The 17,559-nt window shown below is 39.7% G+C and carries 14 protein-coding genes and 1 tRNA gene; 12 read left to right on the top strand and 3 right to left on the bottom strand.

All coding sequences use genetic code 11. The annotated features are described in order from the left end of the window. Positions 1–25 precede the first annotated feature (25 nt). From E7B10_RS07520 to mmuM, 3 genes are all read left to right on the top strand, one after another. Positions 26–1,963 carry an OPT family oligopeptide transporter gene (locus tag E7B10_RS07520; RefSeq protein ID WP_004697976.1) on the top strand — a complete coding sequence of 646 codons (1,938 nt, stop codon included), beginning with the start codon at positions 26–28 and terminating at the stop codon, positions 1,961–1,963. A 351-nt stretch (positions 1,964–2,314) separates the two neighbouring features. Beyond that, positions 2,315–3,100, top strand: a complete 786-nt coding sequence (locus tag E7B10_RS07515) for a basic amino acid ABC transporter substrate-binding protein (protein ID WP_155086386.1) — start codon at positions 2,315–2,317, stop codon at positions 3,098–3,100. A 76-nt stretch (positions 3,101–3,176) separates the two neighbouring features. Beyond that, complete coding sequence (gene mmuM / locus E7B10_RS07510) at positions 3,177–4,202, top strand: homocysteine S-methyltransferase (protein WP_287511238.1); 1,026 nt, start codon at positions 3,177–3,179, stop codon at positions 4,200–4,202. Positions 4,203–4,298: 96 nt separating this feature from the next. On the opposite strand, the gene E7B10_RS07505 is transcribed toward mmuM, so the two are convergent. The 3 genes from E7B10_RS07505 to E7B10_RS07495 form a co-directional block, all read right to left on the bottom strand. After that, positions 4,299–4,389, bottom strand: a tRNA-Ser gene (locus E7B10_RS07505). 222 nt (positions 4,390–4,611) lie between these two features. Beyond that, positions 4,612–5,847 carry an FprA family A-type flavoprotein gene (locus tag E7B10_RS07500; RefSeq protein ID WP_021147764.1) on the bottom strand — a complete coding sequence of 412 codons (1,236 nt, stop codon included), beginning with the start codon at positions 5,845–5,847 and terminating at the stop codon, positions 4,612–4,614. Positions 5,848–6,012: 165 nt separating this feature from the next. Next, positions 6,013–9,753 carry a phosphoribosylformylglycinamidine synthase gene (locus E7B10_RS07495; protein ID WP_287511237.1) on the bottom strand — a complete coding sequence of 1,247 codons (3,741 nt, stop codon included), beginning with the start codon at positions 9,751–9,753 and terminating at the stop codon, positions 6,013–6,015. Positions 9,754–10,020: 267 nt separating this feature from the next. On the opposite strand from E7B10_RS07495, the gene E7B10_RS07490 reads away from it, so the two are divergent. The 9 genes from E7B10_RS07490 (at position 10,021) to purN (ending at position 17,549) form a co-directional block, all read left to right on the top strand. Next, entirely contained in the window at positions 10,021–10,926 is a 906-nt protein-coding gene (locus tag E7B10_RS07490) for a LysR family transcriptional regulator (RefSeq protein WP_004693739.1), read from the top strand. Between the two features lie 254 nt (positions 10,927–11,180). Further along, a complete protein-coding gene (locus tag E7B10_RS07485) occupies positions 11,181–11,756 on the top strand; it encodes a xanthine phosphoribosyltransferase (protein WP_004693737.1) in 576 nt (191 codons plus the stop codon). Positions 11,757–11,783: 27 nt separating this feature from the next. After that, on the top strand, positions 11,784–12,230 hold the full coding sequence (locus tag E7B10_RS07480; protein WP_278466919.1) for a hypothetical protein: 447 nt from the start codon (positions 11,784–11,786) through the stop codon (positions 12,228–12,230). Positions 12,231–12,241: 11 nt separating this feature from the next. Next, the gene (locus E7B10_RS07475) at positions 12,242–12,682 is read left to right on the top strand and encodes a hypothetical protein (RefSeq protein ID WP_004693734.1); all 441 of its coding nucleotides are present in this window, start codon (positions 12,242–12,244) and stop codon (positions 12,680–12,682) included. Between the two features lie 433 nt (positions 12,683–13,115). Further along, on the top strand, positions 13,116–13,607 hold the full coding sequence (gene purE / locus E7B10_RS07470; RefSeq protein WP_287507595.1) for a 5-(carboxyamino)imidazole ribonucleotide mutase: 492 nt from the start codon (positions 13,116–13,118) through the stop codon (positions 13,605–13,607). A 119-nt stretch (positions 13,608–13,726) separates the two neighbouring features. Continuing rightward, positions 13,727–14,455: a phosphoribosylaminoimidazolesuccinocarboxamide synthase gene (gene purC, locus E7B10_RS07465; protein WP_004693728.1), complete on the top strand. Its 729-nt coding sequence runs from the start codon at positions 13,727–13,729 to the stop codon at positions 14,453–14,455. Between the two features lie 11 nt (positions 14,456–14,466). After that, complete coding sequence (gene purF / locus E7B10_RS07460; protein WP_008602814.1) at positions 14,467–15,885, top strand: amidophosphoribosyltransferase; 1,419 nt, start codon at positions 14,467–14,469, stop codon at positions 15,883–15,885. Continuing rightward, on the top strand, positions 15,872–16,933 hold the full coding sequence (gene purM, locus E7B10_RS07455; protein ID WP_287507592.1) for a phosphoribosylformylglycinamidine cyclo-ligase: 1,062 nt from the start codon (positions 15,872–15,874) through the stop codon (positions 16,931–16,933). The genes purF and purM overlap by 14 nt, the downstream gene beginning before the upstream one ends. After that, positions 16,926–17,549, top strand: a complete 624-nt coding sequence (purN, locus tag E7B10_RS07450; RefSeq protein WP_004698011.1) for a phosphoribosylglycinamide formyltransferase — start codon at positions 16,926–16,928, stop codon at positions 17,547–17,549. The genes purM and purN overlap by 8 nt, the downstream gene beginning before the upstream one ends. Positions 17,550–17,559: the final 10 nt, after the last annotated feature.

Genomic DNA, 17,559 nt, shown 5'->3' with positions numbered 1-17,559 from the left:
ACTTTTTCTGTGAGGAGGTTTTACTATGTCGGACGAGGTTCGTTCCATTCCACCCATAGAACCGGTGTTAGATCCTAAGAAAGATTACGTAGAGATTAATTCATATGTAGTATTCTGGGGCTTGTTCTATGCGGCAGTTTTCACACTGGCTGTTGGCTATTTATGTTTGAAAATCGGTCAAACAGTAGATGCCTTTGCACCAGTATCTGTACTTGCTATGGGTACAGCAGTTATTCTAAAGCGGCAAAATGCTTTTGCCGAAACGGTACACATTCAAGCTATCGCTAGTTCTAGTACGAACACATTAGCAGGGGCTATGTTCTTCTTGCCAGCTCTTTACATCTGGAATGTAACAGATGTATCATTCGTACAAATGGCGATTCCTATCATTCTTGGCGGCGTTTTAGGTGTTTTATTATGCGTTATGTTCCGTCGCTATTTCGTTGAGGAAATGCACTATGTGTATCCGTTCCCAAGTGGTCGTGCTGCAGCGGAAGTATTGATGAGTAATGAAGGTAGCAAAGCAAAACTTATGCTTGGCTCTGGTTTAATTGCTCTCGTGTATGACTTTATTCTTAATAGTTTAGGGTGGTGGCAAGAGGTTATTCGCACTGCTACCTTTAAGTGGGGGGCAGCCCTTGCAGATCAAACTAAGCTAACCGCAGCGGTAGATACTGATGCAGCATTGCTTGGCCTTGGTTATTTCACGGGCCTTCGCTATGCGGCTATCATTGCAGCTGGTTCCTTCTTCTCTTGGTTTGTATGTATTCCGATTGTGTACTATTTAGCGCCTGAACATATCATGCAAATTGGCGGCCATGCAGTTCCATTAGGGGAGGCCCCAATTCGCAAGGTATTCCTTGATTATGTTCGTCATATTGGTATCGGCATGCTCGCTATGGCAGGCATCATCGGTCTAATTACAATGTCTAAAGTCGTAGCAAATGTTGTTAAAAATGCAGTGCTTGACATCTTTAGTTCTAAAACTGTAGATGTTAATTTGCTTCGTACACAACGTGATGTACCTACATCTTGGATTGGTGCTGGCATCTTGTTATGTACAGTTTTATTTGCAGCATATTTCCATTTTATGTATGCTGAAAGCTTCGGACAAACAATTGTAGCGTTCTTAATCGTTCTTATTATGTCTTTCCTATTGTCTGTAGTGGGGATTAGCTCCATCGCTTATACAGGTACGGAACCAGTTTCAGGTATGACAATCTTTATGATTATCATCTCCGCTGTATGCTTAACCGCAGCAGGTATGACTGGTAAGGTCGGCATGATTGCGGTCCTCATGATGGCATCTTTTATCGGTACTACTATTGGGATGGCTGGTAACTTCATGTCTGAGCTTAAGGTGGCACATATGACAGGTGCTACACCTAAGAAAATGGAACAATGGCAAATCGTTGGTACTATTCTTTGTGCCGTACTTTCTGTAGGTGTTATGATTCTTTTGAATGATGCTTATGGATTTGTAGGAGATCATGCATTAAATGCACCTCAAGCGAACGCTATGGCTGCCATCATTGAGCCAATGATGACTGGTGGTAGTGCTCAATGGCCTCTATACATGGCTGGCGCATTATTTGCAATCATCTTGTGGATGGTAAGAGTTCCACCGTTGGCATTTGCCTTGGGCACATACTTGCCAATGGAAATTAATACACCATTACTTATCGGAGGTTTGATTGCGTATCTTGTACAAAATAGTACAAAAGACAAAGAATTGGCAGATCTTCGCTTCTCCAAAGGTAGTACAATTGCCTCTGGTCTCGTAGCTGGTGGTGCTATTGGCTCCTTGTTTAGTGCAGTGCTTCGTATTGCAGGTGTTGATGTATTTGCTCAAGCTTGGGTAGAAACACCTGAAGCGACATATCTCAGTATCGTAATGTATTTATTACTCTGTACGTTCTTGTACAAGGTAGCTATGTATATAAAAGCTAAACATGCTAAATAAATTACATACTATATATCCTAAATGAATTGAATAGCTTATTTATTCTATAAATAACCAGGAATCCTCCATTTTGGAGATGACCGCCTTTATCAAGTTTCATCTATGCTTGGTAAAGGCGGTCTTTTTATATACTTAGGAATGTTATTTTCGATATAGCTAAAAACTATATCAATTCAATACCTATTGGTATAGTTGGATTTGTTGACCCTTACTATATCGAATGTTATCATAAAACTATAATACCTTTAGAGGTATTATTTTTATTATGCTCATAAGTGTAAGTATAAATATATTAGTTAATTAAGGAAAAATCTGTTTCTAGATAGAACGGAGAGAAGTAAGGGTAATAATATGAAATTTAAGAAAATAGCAGCTCTATTAGGGGCTTTCACTATTGCTAGTAGTTTATTAATCGCTGGCTGTGGTAATGCGGGTAATAGTCAGAAGACATGGCGCGTAGGTACTGATGCGACCTATGCACCATTTGGTTTTAAAGACAAAGATAGTGGTAAATTAGCTGGATTTGATATTGATATTATCAATGCGATTGCAAACGAAGAGGGCATAGAAGCAGATATTCAAAATCTAAACTTTGATGCGCTTTTACCAGCATTACAAAGTAACACCATCGACATCGCTATTTCGGATATGACTATTTCTGAAGAACGTGCAAAATCCGTTGATTTTAGTAAACCGTACTATATTGCAGGTAATGGTCTCGTTGTAAACATTGATAACACCAATATTAATAGCTTTAAGGATCTAGAAGGTAAACGCATTGGTGTATCCATCGGCTCTACTGGTGCAGAGATTGCTAGCAAGATTCCCAATGCCGATGTACGTCAGTTTAATATTATTGTCGATGCGTTCTTAGAATTGCAAAATAAAGGCGTCGATGTAGTTATCAATGATACACCAGTAAACGAATATTATGTTAATGGTAAGGGCAAAGGTATCGCAAAGGTTACTGGAGAGGACTATGATGCGGCACCACTAGGTATTGCTGTGAAAAAAGGTAATACAGAGTTGCTTAACAAAATCAATGATGGCTTGGCTAAGATCAAAGCAAATGGTAAATACGCAGAAATTTATAAGAAATGGTTTGGTAAGGAACCTCCAGCAGAGGTATTAAAATAGTTTGTAGATAGTACCAGAACGTATTATTTGATATAATATGCTAGGTAAGCCTCGTGTTATATGAGGTATGTATAGAATGGGTGATATGATGGCTAAACGAAGTGCATTTTTAGATATTATTAAGGAAAAGGGCGCCCTCGTCTTGGATGGAGCTTTAGGGACCGAATTAGAGCGTTATGGCTGTGATATTCAACATAAGTTGTGGTCTGCTAAGGTTCTCATGGATCAGCCAGATATCATTAAGAAAATACATATTTCTTATTTAGCTGCGGGTGCCGATATCATTCAAAGCTCTGGCTATCAAGCGACAGTAGCAGGCTTTAAAGGTTTAGGTTATGGAACGGAAGAAGCGATAGAGCTTGTTAAACTATCTGTTCGTTTAGCCATGCAAGCTCGTAATGAGTTTTTAGAAGCAAAGGCGAGTGGGGCGCTTACATTGCGTGGTATTACGCTCGGTGAAGAGACTCCTGAGGGGGTTAGATATTTTTCTGAAGGTGCTTTACCTAAACCGTTGGTGGCAGCCTCTGTAGGACCTTATGGCGCTTTCTTGGCTGATGGCTCTGAATACCGTGGTTATCCTGATGTGCAAACAGAATATCTAGAGATATTCCATATTCCACGGCTAGCATTATTCTGCGAAGAACATCCAGACATATTATCCTTTGAAACTATACCGTCTTATGCTGAAGCAATCGCTATTGCGAGAGCTATGTCTGATCCGTTTACATCCAAAGGTATTCCCGGATGGATTTCTTTTTCTTGTAAGGATGGGCATCATGTTTCTAGTGGCGAAACCATTATTAAATGTGCACAAATGATCGACAAGGTACATCCTATTACGGGGATTGGCATTAATTGTACTAAACCGGAATATGTAGAATCATTGATAAAAGATATTCGTACTGTTACAGAGAAACCGATTGCTGTATATCCGAACCTTGGTGAAAGCTATGATAGTAAAACTAAAACTTGGTATGGCGATGCTGCATCATTTGTAGACTACGTTGAGGTATGGCGAAAAGCTGGAGCTGAAATCATTGGTGGCTGTTGTAGAACGACACCTGAAATTATCGGTGATATTGCAAAGAAAATTCACAACTAATATAGTGTGACATATAAAAAGCTATTCGAGTATAATTCGAATAGCTTTTTCTTTATATGCAAATAAAAAAGCAGTGCGAAAGCACTGCTTTTACTATGGCGGAGAGACAGGGATTTGAACCCTGGGTACGGGATAACCGCACACATGATTTCCAATCATGCTCCTTCAGCCGCTCGGACACCTCTCCATGTATTCTGTTGTGTAACAGGTACTTGTATAGTATATGAAAAAGTTAGATTTATGTCAAGCAAAAAAATGGTAGAATTATTGCATATTTACAAGGCTTTTAAAATACAATATTTGATTGCAATGATGGGGAATGATCGAAGGTTAAAACCTAATTTCGATTGTGTAAATTTGACATATAAACAGAAAAAGCCGCCTAAATAGGCGGCTCTTGTATTAGGAATTAGAATACGTCTTTAATTTCAGCAGCTTCAATGGATGCTTTAATATCGTCTGCCATTTTTTCAATTAATGGAAGATCTTCTTCTTTCAAAGAGGATTTGATATCTAGTGGTTCGGAAACGATTTCAATGTCTTTGAAGTCATTTTCGAAATGGGAAACCATTGTTTTCATCGCAGCGGAAGCCCAAGAGTGGTTACCAATGATGGATACTTTATGGTTTTGGAAGTTAAGGGCTTTTAATTCATGGATAAAGTTTTCCATAGTAAGGTATAGATTCAAGTTATATGTAGGTGCGATAGTTACCAAGTTAGTATATTTCCAAGCATCGGAGATGATGTAGGAAGCATTAGTTTTGGAAACATCGTAAATTCTGATATCTGTAACGCCACGTTTGGATAGTTGTTTAGCCAATTGTTGAGCAATAGCACGAGTATTGCCGTACATGGAACCAAAAGCGATAACAACACCTTTTTTCTCAGCTGTATAGCTGGACCAATGTAAGTATTTGTGCGTGATATATTGGATAGATTCAGGGGTGCGCCAGATTGGACCATGAAGTGGAGCAATGCGTTTGATATCAAGGCTAGAAATTTTGCGAAGCGCATTTTGTACTTGTGGTCCGTATTTACCAACGATATTTGTATAGTAACGGCGAGCTTCTTCTTCGTATGTAGCTACGAAATCGGTTTGATCAGCAAAGATATTACCATTAACTGTACCGAATGTACCAAAAGCATCTGCAGAGAACAATGTGCCTGTAGATTTTTCGTATGTACAAGTTACTTCAGGCCAGTGAACCATAGGCATAGTGTAAGAAACCAAAGTATGTTTACCTAAACAGATTTCATCGCCTTCTTTAATTTGATGGTATTGTTCTGGTTTTGGAGTGTTATAGAATTGCTCAAACATGCGGAATGTTGTAGCATTACCTACCATTTTACAATTTGGATACCGTTCCAATGTTTCCAATAATGTTTGGCAATGATCAGGCTCCATATGGTTTACGACGATGTAATCAAGTTCACGACCATTTAAGAGGTGAGTCAAGTTGTCGAAGTACTCTTCACGAATTTCAGCATCTACAGAGTCTACCACACAAGTTTTTTCATCGTCGATGAAATAGCTGTTATAGCTAACACCATTTGGAATAGGAAATAAGTTTTCGAAACGTTCTGTTGTCCAGTCATTACTACCAATCCAGTAGATATTATGAGTCATTTTCTGAGCACAATGCATAATAAAATCCTTTCTTAACCCACACTAGGTATGTATAGCTTTACATGAGAACTCATGTCTGTAAATATAGTATCAATTTATAATACTAATATTTTCGAAAAAAATCAATATTGAAAAAGCCTACTTGAAGAAGTAGGCTTTCACATGAAAGTTCATAGTGACCAATTATTTGAAGTATTTTACACCAGATGTAAAGATTGGCATTTCTAATTGGCCAGGAATATTTTTGCTAATACCGGCGCCACAGCGTTCGGAGTGTGCCATTTTGCCGAATACGCGACCATCAGGGCTATAAATACCTTCGATAGCAGCTACAGATTGGTTAGGATTGAAGCGACTATCCATGGAGGCGATACCATCAAAGTCTACATATTGTGTAGCAATTTGGCCAGTTTTATTGAACTCCAACACTTGTTGAGGAGACGCTATAAAGCGACCTTCGCCGTGAGAAATTGGTACTGTGTAAATTTCTCCAGCTTTAGCATCACTCATCCAAGGGGATTTTGTGGAAATAACTTTCGTATTAACCATGCGAGATAAGTGACGACCAATGGTATTGTATGTCAATGTAGGATGATCTGCAGTTAACGTTTCAATATGTCCACCAGGTAATAAGCCTAACTTGATGAGCGCTTGGAAGCCGTTACAAATACCTAATACAAGGCCATCTTGTTTGTACAAGAGGTTTTCTAAACCTTCTGCAAGGTATGGGTTGCGGAAGAGGGTGGCTATGAATTTACCAGAACCATCTGGCTCATCACCGGCACTGAAACCTCCTGGAAACATAAGAATTTGAGACTCTGCTAATTTAGCTTTGATTACGTCGATAGATTCTTTTAATTGTTCTGGAGTTTGGTTGCGGATAAGCACGATATCTGTTTCTGCACCAGCCCGTTCAAAGGCGCGAGCAGAGTCAAATTCGCAGTTTGTACCAGGGAATACTGGAATAAGAACTTTTGGTTTGGCACCTAGGGAGGTGCTGCGAGGTTTAGCGTGTTGATCATGAATGTAAGCGACTGCTTCACCAAAGCCGTTTGGTGCATGCATTGGGAAAATATCGTTTAGAGGTGCTTCATAAGCAGCTTGTATTTCTTTGAGAGAAACAGATTGTCCTTCCCATTCGATAACAGGTGTGGCTTGGGTTACACCGATAACTTTCACATCAGGTAATTCTAAAAGATAATTAACAGCCGTAATATCTACTTCAACGATGAAGGAACCAAGGGCTGGTTGGAAGATACCACGTTCAGCGTATTTATCGAATTTAACACCGATATTGTTGCCAAGGGCCATTTTTGTGACTGCTTCAGGAATGCCGCCTTGATCAACTACATAGGCAGAGTAAACGCGACCTTTTTCAATTTGTTCTTGTAGTGTATCGCAGTTTTCTTTGAATCGATCCCAATCAGGGGTGTCATCGTATGTACGAGGTACATCGAAGAATACGAGGCGGTGATCTACGCCTTTAAGGTCTTGGCTCACGATATTATCTACATGAGCTGTACCAACTGCAAAGGATACGAGGGTAGGGGGAACGGTAAGATCCATAAATGTACCGCTCATAGAGTCCTTGCCGCCGATAGCGCCGATTTCAAGTTCTTTTTGTGCTTTATAAGCACCAAGTAAAGCTGCTACTGGCTTACCCCAAGATTCTTTAGAGTTGAGGCGTTCAAAATATTCTTGTAATGTTAAGTATGCGTCTTCTCGGCGACCGCCAAGAGCTACTAATTTTGCTACAGATAAAAGTACTGCATATTGCGCACCATGATAAGGGCTCCATGCAGATAACTCAGGCACAAAACCATGAGTCATAATACTAGCCGTTGTAGTTTCACCGTTTAGAACCGGTAATTTAGCAACCATGCCTTGGGTAGGCGTTTTTTGGAATTTGCCACCGAATGGCATGAGGACTGTATTGGCGCCCACAGTGCTGTCAAAGCGTTCTGCTAAGCCTTGTTGGGATGCTGCATTTAAATCGGATACGGCTGCGATCCATTTTTCCTTGAAGTTATCTGCACTAGCTGAACCACGTAAGAAGTAGGATCGATCTGTAGGTGCTTTTACGATAGCTTCTTGTTGTTGACTAGCACCATTTGTATTTAAAAAGTCGCGGCTAATATCTACAATTGCTTCGCCATTCCAGTTCATAACAAGGCGATTTGTATCAGTTACCTCTGCCACAACTGTACACTCCAAGTTTTCTTCGTCGCAGTATGCTTTGAATGCCTCTACATCAGAAGCATCGATGACACAGGCCATGCGCTCTTGGGATTCAGAGATGGCTAACTCTGTACCATCGAGGCCAGCATATTTTTTAGGGACTAAGTCGAGATTGATTGATACACCATCAGTTAGTTCACCGATAGCAACAGATACACCACCTGCACCGAAGTCATTACAACGTTTGATAAGTGTCGTTACTTCGCCACGACGGAATAAGCGTTGGATTTTGCGCTCTGTAAGAGCATTGCCTTTTTGGACTTCTGCACCGCATGTGGAGAGAGATTCAACGGTATGTTCTTTAGAGGAACCTGTAGCGCCACCACAGCCATCACGGCCAGTTTTACCACCTAGCAATACTACCACATCGCCTGCAACTGGTACCTCACGGCGAACTTGGTTGCGAGGTGCAGCACCGATAACTGCGCCGATTTCCATGCGCTTTGCTACGTAGCCAGGATGGTAATATTCTTTTACTTCACCTGTAGCAAGGCCGATTTGGTTGCCGTAAGAGGAGTAACCACGAGCTGCTTCTTGGGTGATCTTTCTTTGTGGTAATTTGCCTTCCAATGTATCTTCAAGTTTTGTATGTGGATCGCCAGAGCCTGTGATGCGCATAGCTTGGTATACATAAGCGCGACCACTCAATGGGTCGCGAATGCAACCACCTAAGCAGGTAGCTGCGCCACCAAATGGCTCGATTTCAGTAGGGTGGTTATGGGTTTCGTTTTTGAATAGTAACAACCATTCTTCAGTCTTGCCATTTACATCGACAGGGACGATGATTGTACATGCATTGATTTCATCAGATTCATCGAGATTTGTAAGTCCTCCAGCGTGGCGCAATTCTTTTACAGCCAATGTAGCCATGTCCATGAGGGAGCGAGCTTTTTTCTTAGTCGTGTAGAGCTCAGCACGGCCTTCCATATATTCTTCGAGGGCTTCCTTTATAGAGCCTGTAAAGCGACTGTCTTCAATAGTGATATCCGTCAATTCTGTCATAAAGGTAGTGTGACGGCAGTGGTCAGACCAATATGTATCAAAGAGGCGAATTTCTGTAATCGTAGGATCGCGGTGCTCCACCTCTGCGTATTGTTGTCTAATCATTTGAAGGTCTGCCAATGTCATAGCAAGGCTATAGTTCTTGATGAGAGCTTCTAAATCATCATCGCTCATCGTAGTAAATCCATCGATTGTTGCCACCGGTTTTGGATCTTCTAAATCGAGAGCTAAGGTGTTTGGCACGTCAAGGCTCGCTTCGCGGGAATCAACAGGGTTAATGTAGTATGATTTGATGACATTTTCCTGTTCTTTTGTGAAAGTGCCGTCGATAGCATATACGCGAGCGCAACGTACGATGTGGCCAGATGTAAGGGTGAGCATAGAAATACATTGCTCTGCGCTATCAGCACGTTGATCGTATTGACCTGGCACATATTCAACAGCAAATACAAAGCCTTGTACACTTGGAATTTCTTCTAATACAGTATCTACAGGAGGTTCAGAAAAAATTAAATTTTTAGCAGACTCTAGATCTTTTGCATCTAAATTTTCGATGTCGTATCGCTCATAGATTGTCACATCTGTAGCAGGCATAGATAATTCCTGTTGTAAGGTTTGTAACATGCGTTGCGCTTCTAGGTTGAAAGATTCTCGTTTTGTTACGAATAATCGTTGTATAGCCATTGTAGCCTCCTGTAATGTATATAATTCCCTATGGGATATTGACAAATTAAGTATAGTCGGTCTAGACTTATAAGTAAAGATAATCTTACTAATGAAAAGATTAGAAATACTAATAAATATGAAAAGTTCATGAAGGTCATAAGACCTAACTTTCATGAAGATTTCTACATATTCATTATATATTGAGAGTCTATAGTTATAATAAGGTAATGATATGTGTATTTAAAAGTAAGACGTTACTATTAGTATATAACAGAGGTGAATAAAATGGCAGTATCTGCAGATTTATATAGAACCTTTCTAGGGGTAGGCTTATATTTATCTTTTTCCCGTGCCGCAAAAGAATTAGGCGTGTCCCAATCCGCCATCAGTCAAAGTATTAAACAATTAGAAGGAGAACTTAATATGCCTCTCTTCGTGCGTACTACAAAATCTGTAGGGTTCACGCCAGAAGGTAAAGAATTGTTTGATACGGTAGCTAAAGCTTTCTCTATTCTTGATAATGGTGTTACCCAATTACAAGAACGGGTTAGCCAAGCTTATGAAAGTTTAAATTTGGCTGCCACAGATACTTTGTGTCGCCATTTCCTATTGCCTTATTTCCACAAATGGCAATTACAAGAAAGTGAAATTGGCTTACATATTATCAATCGTCCGTCTCCTGATTGTGTAGAATTAGTACTCAATAAAGAGGCGCAATTAGCTGTGGTTAATGATTATGAGGGCTTGAGAGATAATCCTCAGCTAGAGGTAACTACGTTAGCTACCATTCAAGACGTCTTTGTTGGGGGCCCTGACTATAAAGGGGCAGGATTCTTTGATCAAGGGCGCCTTCTTAACGAGCCTATTTTACTCTTGCATAAAGGCTCTGCTAGTCGTACATTCTTTGACGATGTAACACATGGTGCTTGTCGTAAGCCTCGCTTTGAATTGGGTAGCGTCGATGTATTACTAGATCTTGTAGAAATCAATATGGGTATTTCCATGTTGCCTAATCATGTGGTACAACAAAAAATGCAAGAAGGGACTATTGTGCGCATCGATACAGATATTCCGGTACCAACACGCGACATTGTGCTTGTGCGTTCACGTTTGGTTCCTCAATCTGAAGGGGCTGCAAGATTTACGTCCTTACTAGTTAATCGTGAAAGTACTCGAGATAAAGTTTTATAAGAAAAAGACATGTTTAAAGACATACTTTAGGAAACTTTCTTAAAGTGTGTCTTTTTATATATTAGTGTGAGTTTTACCGTGCTATATTATATTCCTATAAAGCAGTTGAGTTATATAATTCATATATGAAATATTTAAGTCTTATTTGCAATGATATTTATGGGTTATATTATAAGACTTTTACTAGATATAGGTTGACCCTAAGGGGTTGTTTACGTTAAAATTTAAAGATAGTTATGCGGAGGTATGAGCACATGGAATTATTAAAAGAACGCATTCGTGAAGAGGGGATTGTCCTCAATAATCGAGTGCTGAAAGTAGATGGGTTCTTAAACCATCAAATCGATCCACAATTGTTTAAGGCGATTGGTAAAGAAATCGCGGATCGTTACCGTGATGCAGGTGTACAACGTATTGTTACCATCGAAGCATCTGGTATTGCGTTGGCGTTGATGGCCGCGCTTGAACTAGACGTACCATTGGTATTTGCGCGTAAGAAAAAATCCATCCTTATGGTAGATGATGTATATCATAGTGTTGTGTACTCTTATACAAAAGAAGAGAATTATGATATCACTATTTCTAAAAAATTCTTGCCAGCTGGTGAAAAAGTGTTGATTATCGACGATTTCTTGGCGTCTGGTGAGGCGGCTATGGGCCTTGCTAAGTTGGTTCAAGACGCAGGTGATGAAGTAGTTGGCATGGCGATTGCTATCGAAAAGTCCTTCCAACCTGGTCGTGAACGCTTGGAAAATGCGGGCTACCGTGTAGAGTCTTTAGTTCGCATTAAAGAATTCAAAGATAATGGTTGTGTGTTTATCGAAGACTAATTAGTCTGATTATTGTTAGAGGGAATTATGAATAAAAAAGCAGAAAAATTCGACTTACTCGTTGCTGACCTTAATAAAGGCGGTAACACTTGGTTTACAAAGGAAGAAATGACAGACGATCTTAACACAGTTGTATATCATGGTCGTTTGGATGTTCATGAGCATAGCTTGCCTGTGTTCATCGTTGTAGACGATTCTGCGTTCACCTATGTACGCATCGCTATCACAACAACATCTATTGATAGAAAAGTGATTCCTGCGGTATTGAAAGAACTTAACACGTTAAATCAAGATTACAAGATATCTAAATATTACGTGAGCAATGAAGACAATAACATTTATATGGATGTGTCTATACCATGTTTGAATGAACAATTTGATCCTACTGTAGTAGTGAATCTTATGCTTGAAGTTATTCAACCGCATTTAGATGCTGTACATAAAGATATTCTTAAAGTAGCTGGCTTAGCTTAATAGAGGTTGTTATGAATCCTAAATCCTTATTATTTGATAAGTTTTTGAAAGAAGAAGAAATCATATCTTTTGAACGGAAGGATTTTGATGATGAAGACGGTACAGTAGTATATCGTTCTTATATCAAGTCTCCTTTATGGGATATGCCTTTATTCGTCATTCTCGATAACAGTATTTATAGTGTAGTTCGTTTAGTGTTAGGTCCTGAAAAGGTAACGGCACAAAATATGAATGCCTTGAATGCATTAATTAATCGAGACAATGCGACATATAAAAATTACAAACTATATATTGATGAACAAGATTCTAGCCTATACTTGGATTGCGTATATATGTGTGGTGATGATGCGTTCGAGCCTGCATTGATGTATGCGTTGATGTCTTCTATCGTAGATTATATTCCTGAATCTGTAGGTGAATTGAAAGCTGCCTTTGAAAGTGGTACTCACTAATCAATAATAGATACAAGTTAAGTGATCTAATGTTCGGAATTATGAAAAGAGGATAACCTGTTTATAAATGGGTTATCCTCTTTTTGTATGGATAAGAAAAAATATATAAATATTTTAATTGATAGAGTAAGTTTGTGTTATTATAAGATTGAAAAGGCAGTATTTTATTTTACAGATTTATTTAAAATTATTTTATATGATGCAATCTATATTATTTCGATAGTTCGGAATATAACGAATGATAAAAATATTTAATAAAAAAATATTCGAAAATAGTATTGATTTTGTAAATGTTAGGTGTTACAATTTGAGTACAAGAAGGAGGTAGCACCGTGAACTATGCAAATCAACAAACTCAAAGCAAGTCTACGGAGGCTATTTGCGCGTATTTGTCCCAGTCTGTTTTGGCTGGGCTTTTTTATTAGGAGGATCTATGAAGGTCGGTATTATCATGGGCAGCAAGTCTGACCTAGACACAATGAAAAAGGCATCTGCCGTACTTGATGAATTCAAAATCCCTTATGAAATGGTTATTGCCTCAGCTCATCGTACCCCAGAGGCTGTGAAGAACTTTGTCACACGACTTGAAGATGAAGGGGCTATCGCTTTTATTGCTGGTGCTGGCGCGGCGGCTCATTTACCTGGTGTGGTGGCGAGCTTCACTACATTACCTGTTATCGGCATTCCTCTTAATGCAACGGCTCTAAAAGGCATTGATTCTTTGCTTGCTATCGTTCAAATGCCATCTGGTATGCCTGTAGCAACTATGGCTGTAGATGGTGCTAAAAATGCAGCGCTCTTTGCAGTACAAATTGGAGCAGCTTTCAATAAAGACCTGAAAGAACAATATCAACAATATCGTAAAGATATGGCTGAAAAAGTCTTAGCAGACAATGTAGAATTACAAGGTGCTATTCATATTTAATCATGTAAATCATCGGCGATTAAATATTGGTTAAGAAAAACAGTTTATTTAGATATCTATTACATAGTTTGTATCATTAATTAGTTTGTATCATTAATTTATGATAAAGGAGAAAGATCATGGCTAACATCGATTTGGAAAAATTAACATTATTATACGAAGGCAAAGCAAAACAAGTATATGCAACAGATAACAAAGATGAGTACATCGTTCATTACAAAGATGATGCCACTGCATTTAATGGCGAGAAACATGATACCATTCTTGGAAAAGGTGTTTTGAACAATAAAATTTCCTCTTTCTTCTTTGAATTGTTGAAAAAAGAAGGCGTACCAACTCATTTTGTTCGTCGTGAAGATGATCGCAACCAAACAGTACTTGCATTGAAAATAGTTCCTCTTGAAGTTATTGTTCGTAATATTGCGGCTGGCTCTATGGCTAAACGCTTTGGCATTGAAGAAGGTACACCACTTAAACATCCAATCCTTGAATTCTGCTACAAAAATGATGAATTAGGCGATCCATTTGCCAATGAATCCCAAATCACAGCACTTGGTTGGGCTACTCAAGAACAACTTGATGTAATTTCTACAATTACTTTAAAGGTAAATGATATATTGAAGAAATTTTTGGCTACTAAAAATGTGACCCTTGTAGATTTCAAGGTAGAATTTGGTACCCATAATGGTGAAGTTTTATTGGGTGATGAAATTTCTCCTGATACATGCCGTTTCTGGGATGCTACAACTGGTGAAAAACTTGACAAAGACCGTTTCCGTCGAGATCTTGGTAATATTGAAGAAGCATATAAGGAAATGTTATTCCGTCTTACAGGTGAGCGTGCCTAATAGGGGGGAAGATGAACTACGATTCTGTTTTTGACAAATGGCACGAAGAGTGTGGTGTATTCGGCATCTATGATAGGACCGTTGATGTAGCACGCTATGTATATTGGGGGTTATTTGCTCTCCAACATCGTGGTCAAGAAAGTGCGGGCATTGCTGTTACCGATGGTCATGATGTTGAACTGAAAAAAGGCATGGGCTTGTTGACCGAGGCTATCAAAGAATTACCATCTTTGCCAAGCTATATGGGGACTGGTCATGTGCGGTACTCTACGACTGGGTCCAATAATCCGCGTAATATCCAGCCTTTGGTTATTCACTACCAAGGCGGTCAAATTGCGGTGGCTCACAATGGAAACTTAACGAATGCCTTATCTATTCGAAAACGTCTCGAAGCCGATGGTTCCATCTTTCAAACGACGATGGATTCTGAGGTTATCGTGAACTTGATAGCCCGTTCTAAAGCAGAAACACAAGCGGAACGGATTGCCGATGCGGCGCGTCAAATTGAAGGGGCGTTCTCTTTAGTCATTACTACGAACGACTCTTTAGTAGGTGTACGAGACCCTCAAGGATTTAGACCACTTTGTTTAGGTAAAACTGAAAATGGTTATGTGCTCTCTAGTGAAAGTTGTGCTTTTGATGCGATTAAGGCAGAGTTTATTCGTCATATAGATCCTGGTGAAATGGTTATCATCGATGACTCTGGTGTGCGTAGTACTATGTATGCGGAACCAGAAAAAATCGACAAAAAACTTTGCGTCTTTGAATACATCTATTTTGCACGTGGCGATAGTCATATCGATGGTCAATCCGTATATCAATCTCGGCTAAATATGGGTCGCGAACTATATAACGAAACTAAGTATGATGCGGATATCGTCATGTCCATTCCGGATTCCGGCACAACAGCTGCATTAGGTTATGCTCGCGCATCGGGTATCCCTTTTGCGGAAGGTTTAGTTAAGAACCGTTATAGCGGCCGTACCTTTATTAAACCAAATCAAGAGGAACGAGAATTAGCCGTTCGTATGAAGCTAAATGCATTGCCACATATTGTTGGAGGTAAGCGTATCGTCCTTATTGATGATTCTATTGTGCGTGGTACTACGAGTGGTATCATTGTAAAAATGCTAAAAGAGGCTGGTGCTAAAGAGATTTATATGTGTATTAGTTCTCCAACTATTGAGTATTCCTGTCACTATGGCATTGATACATCGGTGCGTAAAGAACTTATAGCAGCTACTCATACAGTGGATGAAATTAGAGATTTTATCAAGGCTGATAAATTACATTACTTGTCTCGTGAAGGCCTATGTCGTGCTGTATCTGATGTAAAGCCAGATGATTTATGTTTTGCATGTTTCAATGGTGATTATAGTGTAGCGGTTCCTGCGGACCAAGAGGAAGGGGTCAAATATGTGCTCGAATAAAACTAGTTTAACCTATCGCGATGCAGGTGTTGATATCGATGCAGGTAATCGCGCCGTAGAATTGATGAAAGAATCTGTTAAACGGACGTATACACCGGGTGTTGTTGGTGATTTAGGTGGTTTTGGGGGACTCTATTCCTTAGCTGGTCATGCTATGTCTGATCCTATGCTCGTATCTGGTACAGATGGGGTGGGCACCAAATTACGTCTCGCTATCATGATGGATAAACATGATACTATCGGTCAAGACTGTGTAGCTATGAGTGTTAATGATATCCTTGTACAAGGTGCTACACCTTTATTCTTCCTTGATTATATTGCGGTTGGCAAACTAGAGCCTGTAAAAGTGGCGGATATCGTACGCGGTGTAGCTGAGGCGTGCGAAGAATCAGGCTGCGCTTTACTAGGCGGTGAAACTGCTGAGATGGCAGGTTTCTACGATGATGAGGATTATGATGTAGCTGGTTTTGCCGTTGGTATCGTAGATCGTCCTAAATTGATTACTGGTGAAAGTATCAAGGCAGGAGACGTTATTCTTGGGTTACCATCTTCTGGGGTTCATTCTAATGGTTTCTCGTTAGTTCGTAAAATTGTATTTGATCACAAGGGTTTCTCCATTGGTCAAGATATTCCTGAATTTGGCAAAACACTGGGAGAAGAATTATTAACGCCAACGCGCTTATACCCTAAAGCTGTATTGCCGTTGATTAAAGAAAGCCTACTTAAAGGTATGGTTCATATTACGGGTGGGGGCTTCTATGAAAATATTCCTCGCGTTTTACCGGCAGGAGTAACGGCAGAGGTCGATTGTGATACATGGCCTCGTCTTCCTGTATTCGAAAAGCTACAAGAATGGGGCAATGTAGATTGGCATGAAATGTACCGTACTTTTAACATGGGTATTGGCATGATTCTCATAGTGGACGCTGCGGATGTGGATCGAGTAAAGGCAAATCTTGAAAGTCGTAATGAAGCGGTATATGAAATTGGTCATATCGTTAAAGGCGAAGGTCCAGTTGTTGTAAAAGGGGCGGTATTTAATGACTAGTTCCGTAGCTAAAAAGCGTCTAGCTCTATTCGCAAGCGGTAGAGGATCCAATGGGGAAGCCCTTTATAAAGCCATGCAAGAAGGATATATTAATGGTGAGTTTGTAGTTATCATTACAGATCACAGTGATGCAGGGATTGTTGAACGTTCTAAACCTTGGAATATTCCACTCATTGTCATCGAGCGTAGTGACTATGATTCTAAAGCTAGCTTTGAACAGGCTCAGTTAGATGCGTTAGAGCCCTATAAGGTAGATGGTATCGTTTTGGCCGGATATATGCGCATTGTAGGGGCTCCATTGATTGAGCACTATGAGCATAGAATTTTAAATATCCATCCTGCCTTGTTGCCATCCTTTCCGGGACTACATGGACATCAACAAGCTATTGATGCGGGCGTAAAGGTAACCGGTTGTACGGTACACTTTGTTGATGCCGGAATGGATACAGGACCTATCATTATGCAGAATACGGTTCCTTTATTACCGGAGGATACAGAGGATACTCTGAGTGATAGATTATTGCCTATTGAACATAAAACATATAAAGAGGTATTACGACTATTTTGTGAGGATAAGCTCACTATAAAAGGTCGTGTTGTATATATTGAAGATTGATGTGTAAGCA

The organism is Veillonella sp., assembly GCF_032470285.1.
Lineage (GTDB): Bacteria > Bacillota > Negativicutes > Veillonellales > Veillonellaceae > Veillonella.
The sequence above is the reverse complement of the archived record's forward strand: the minus strand, read 5'-3'. Positions and strand labels throughout refer to the sequence as shown.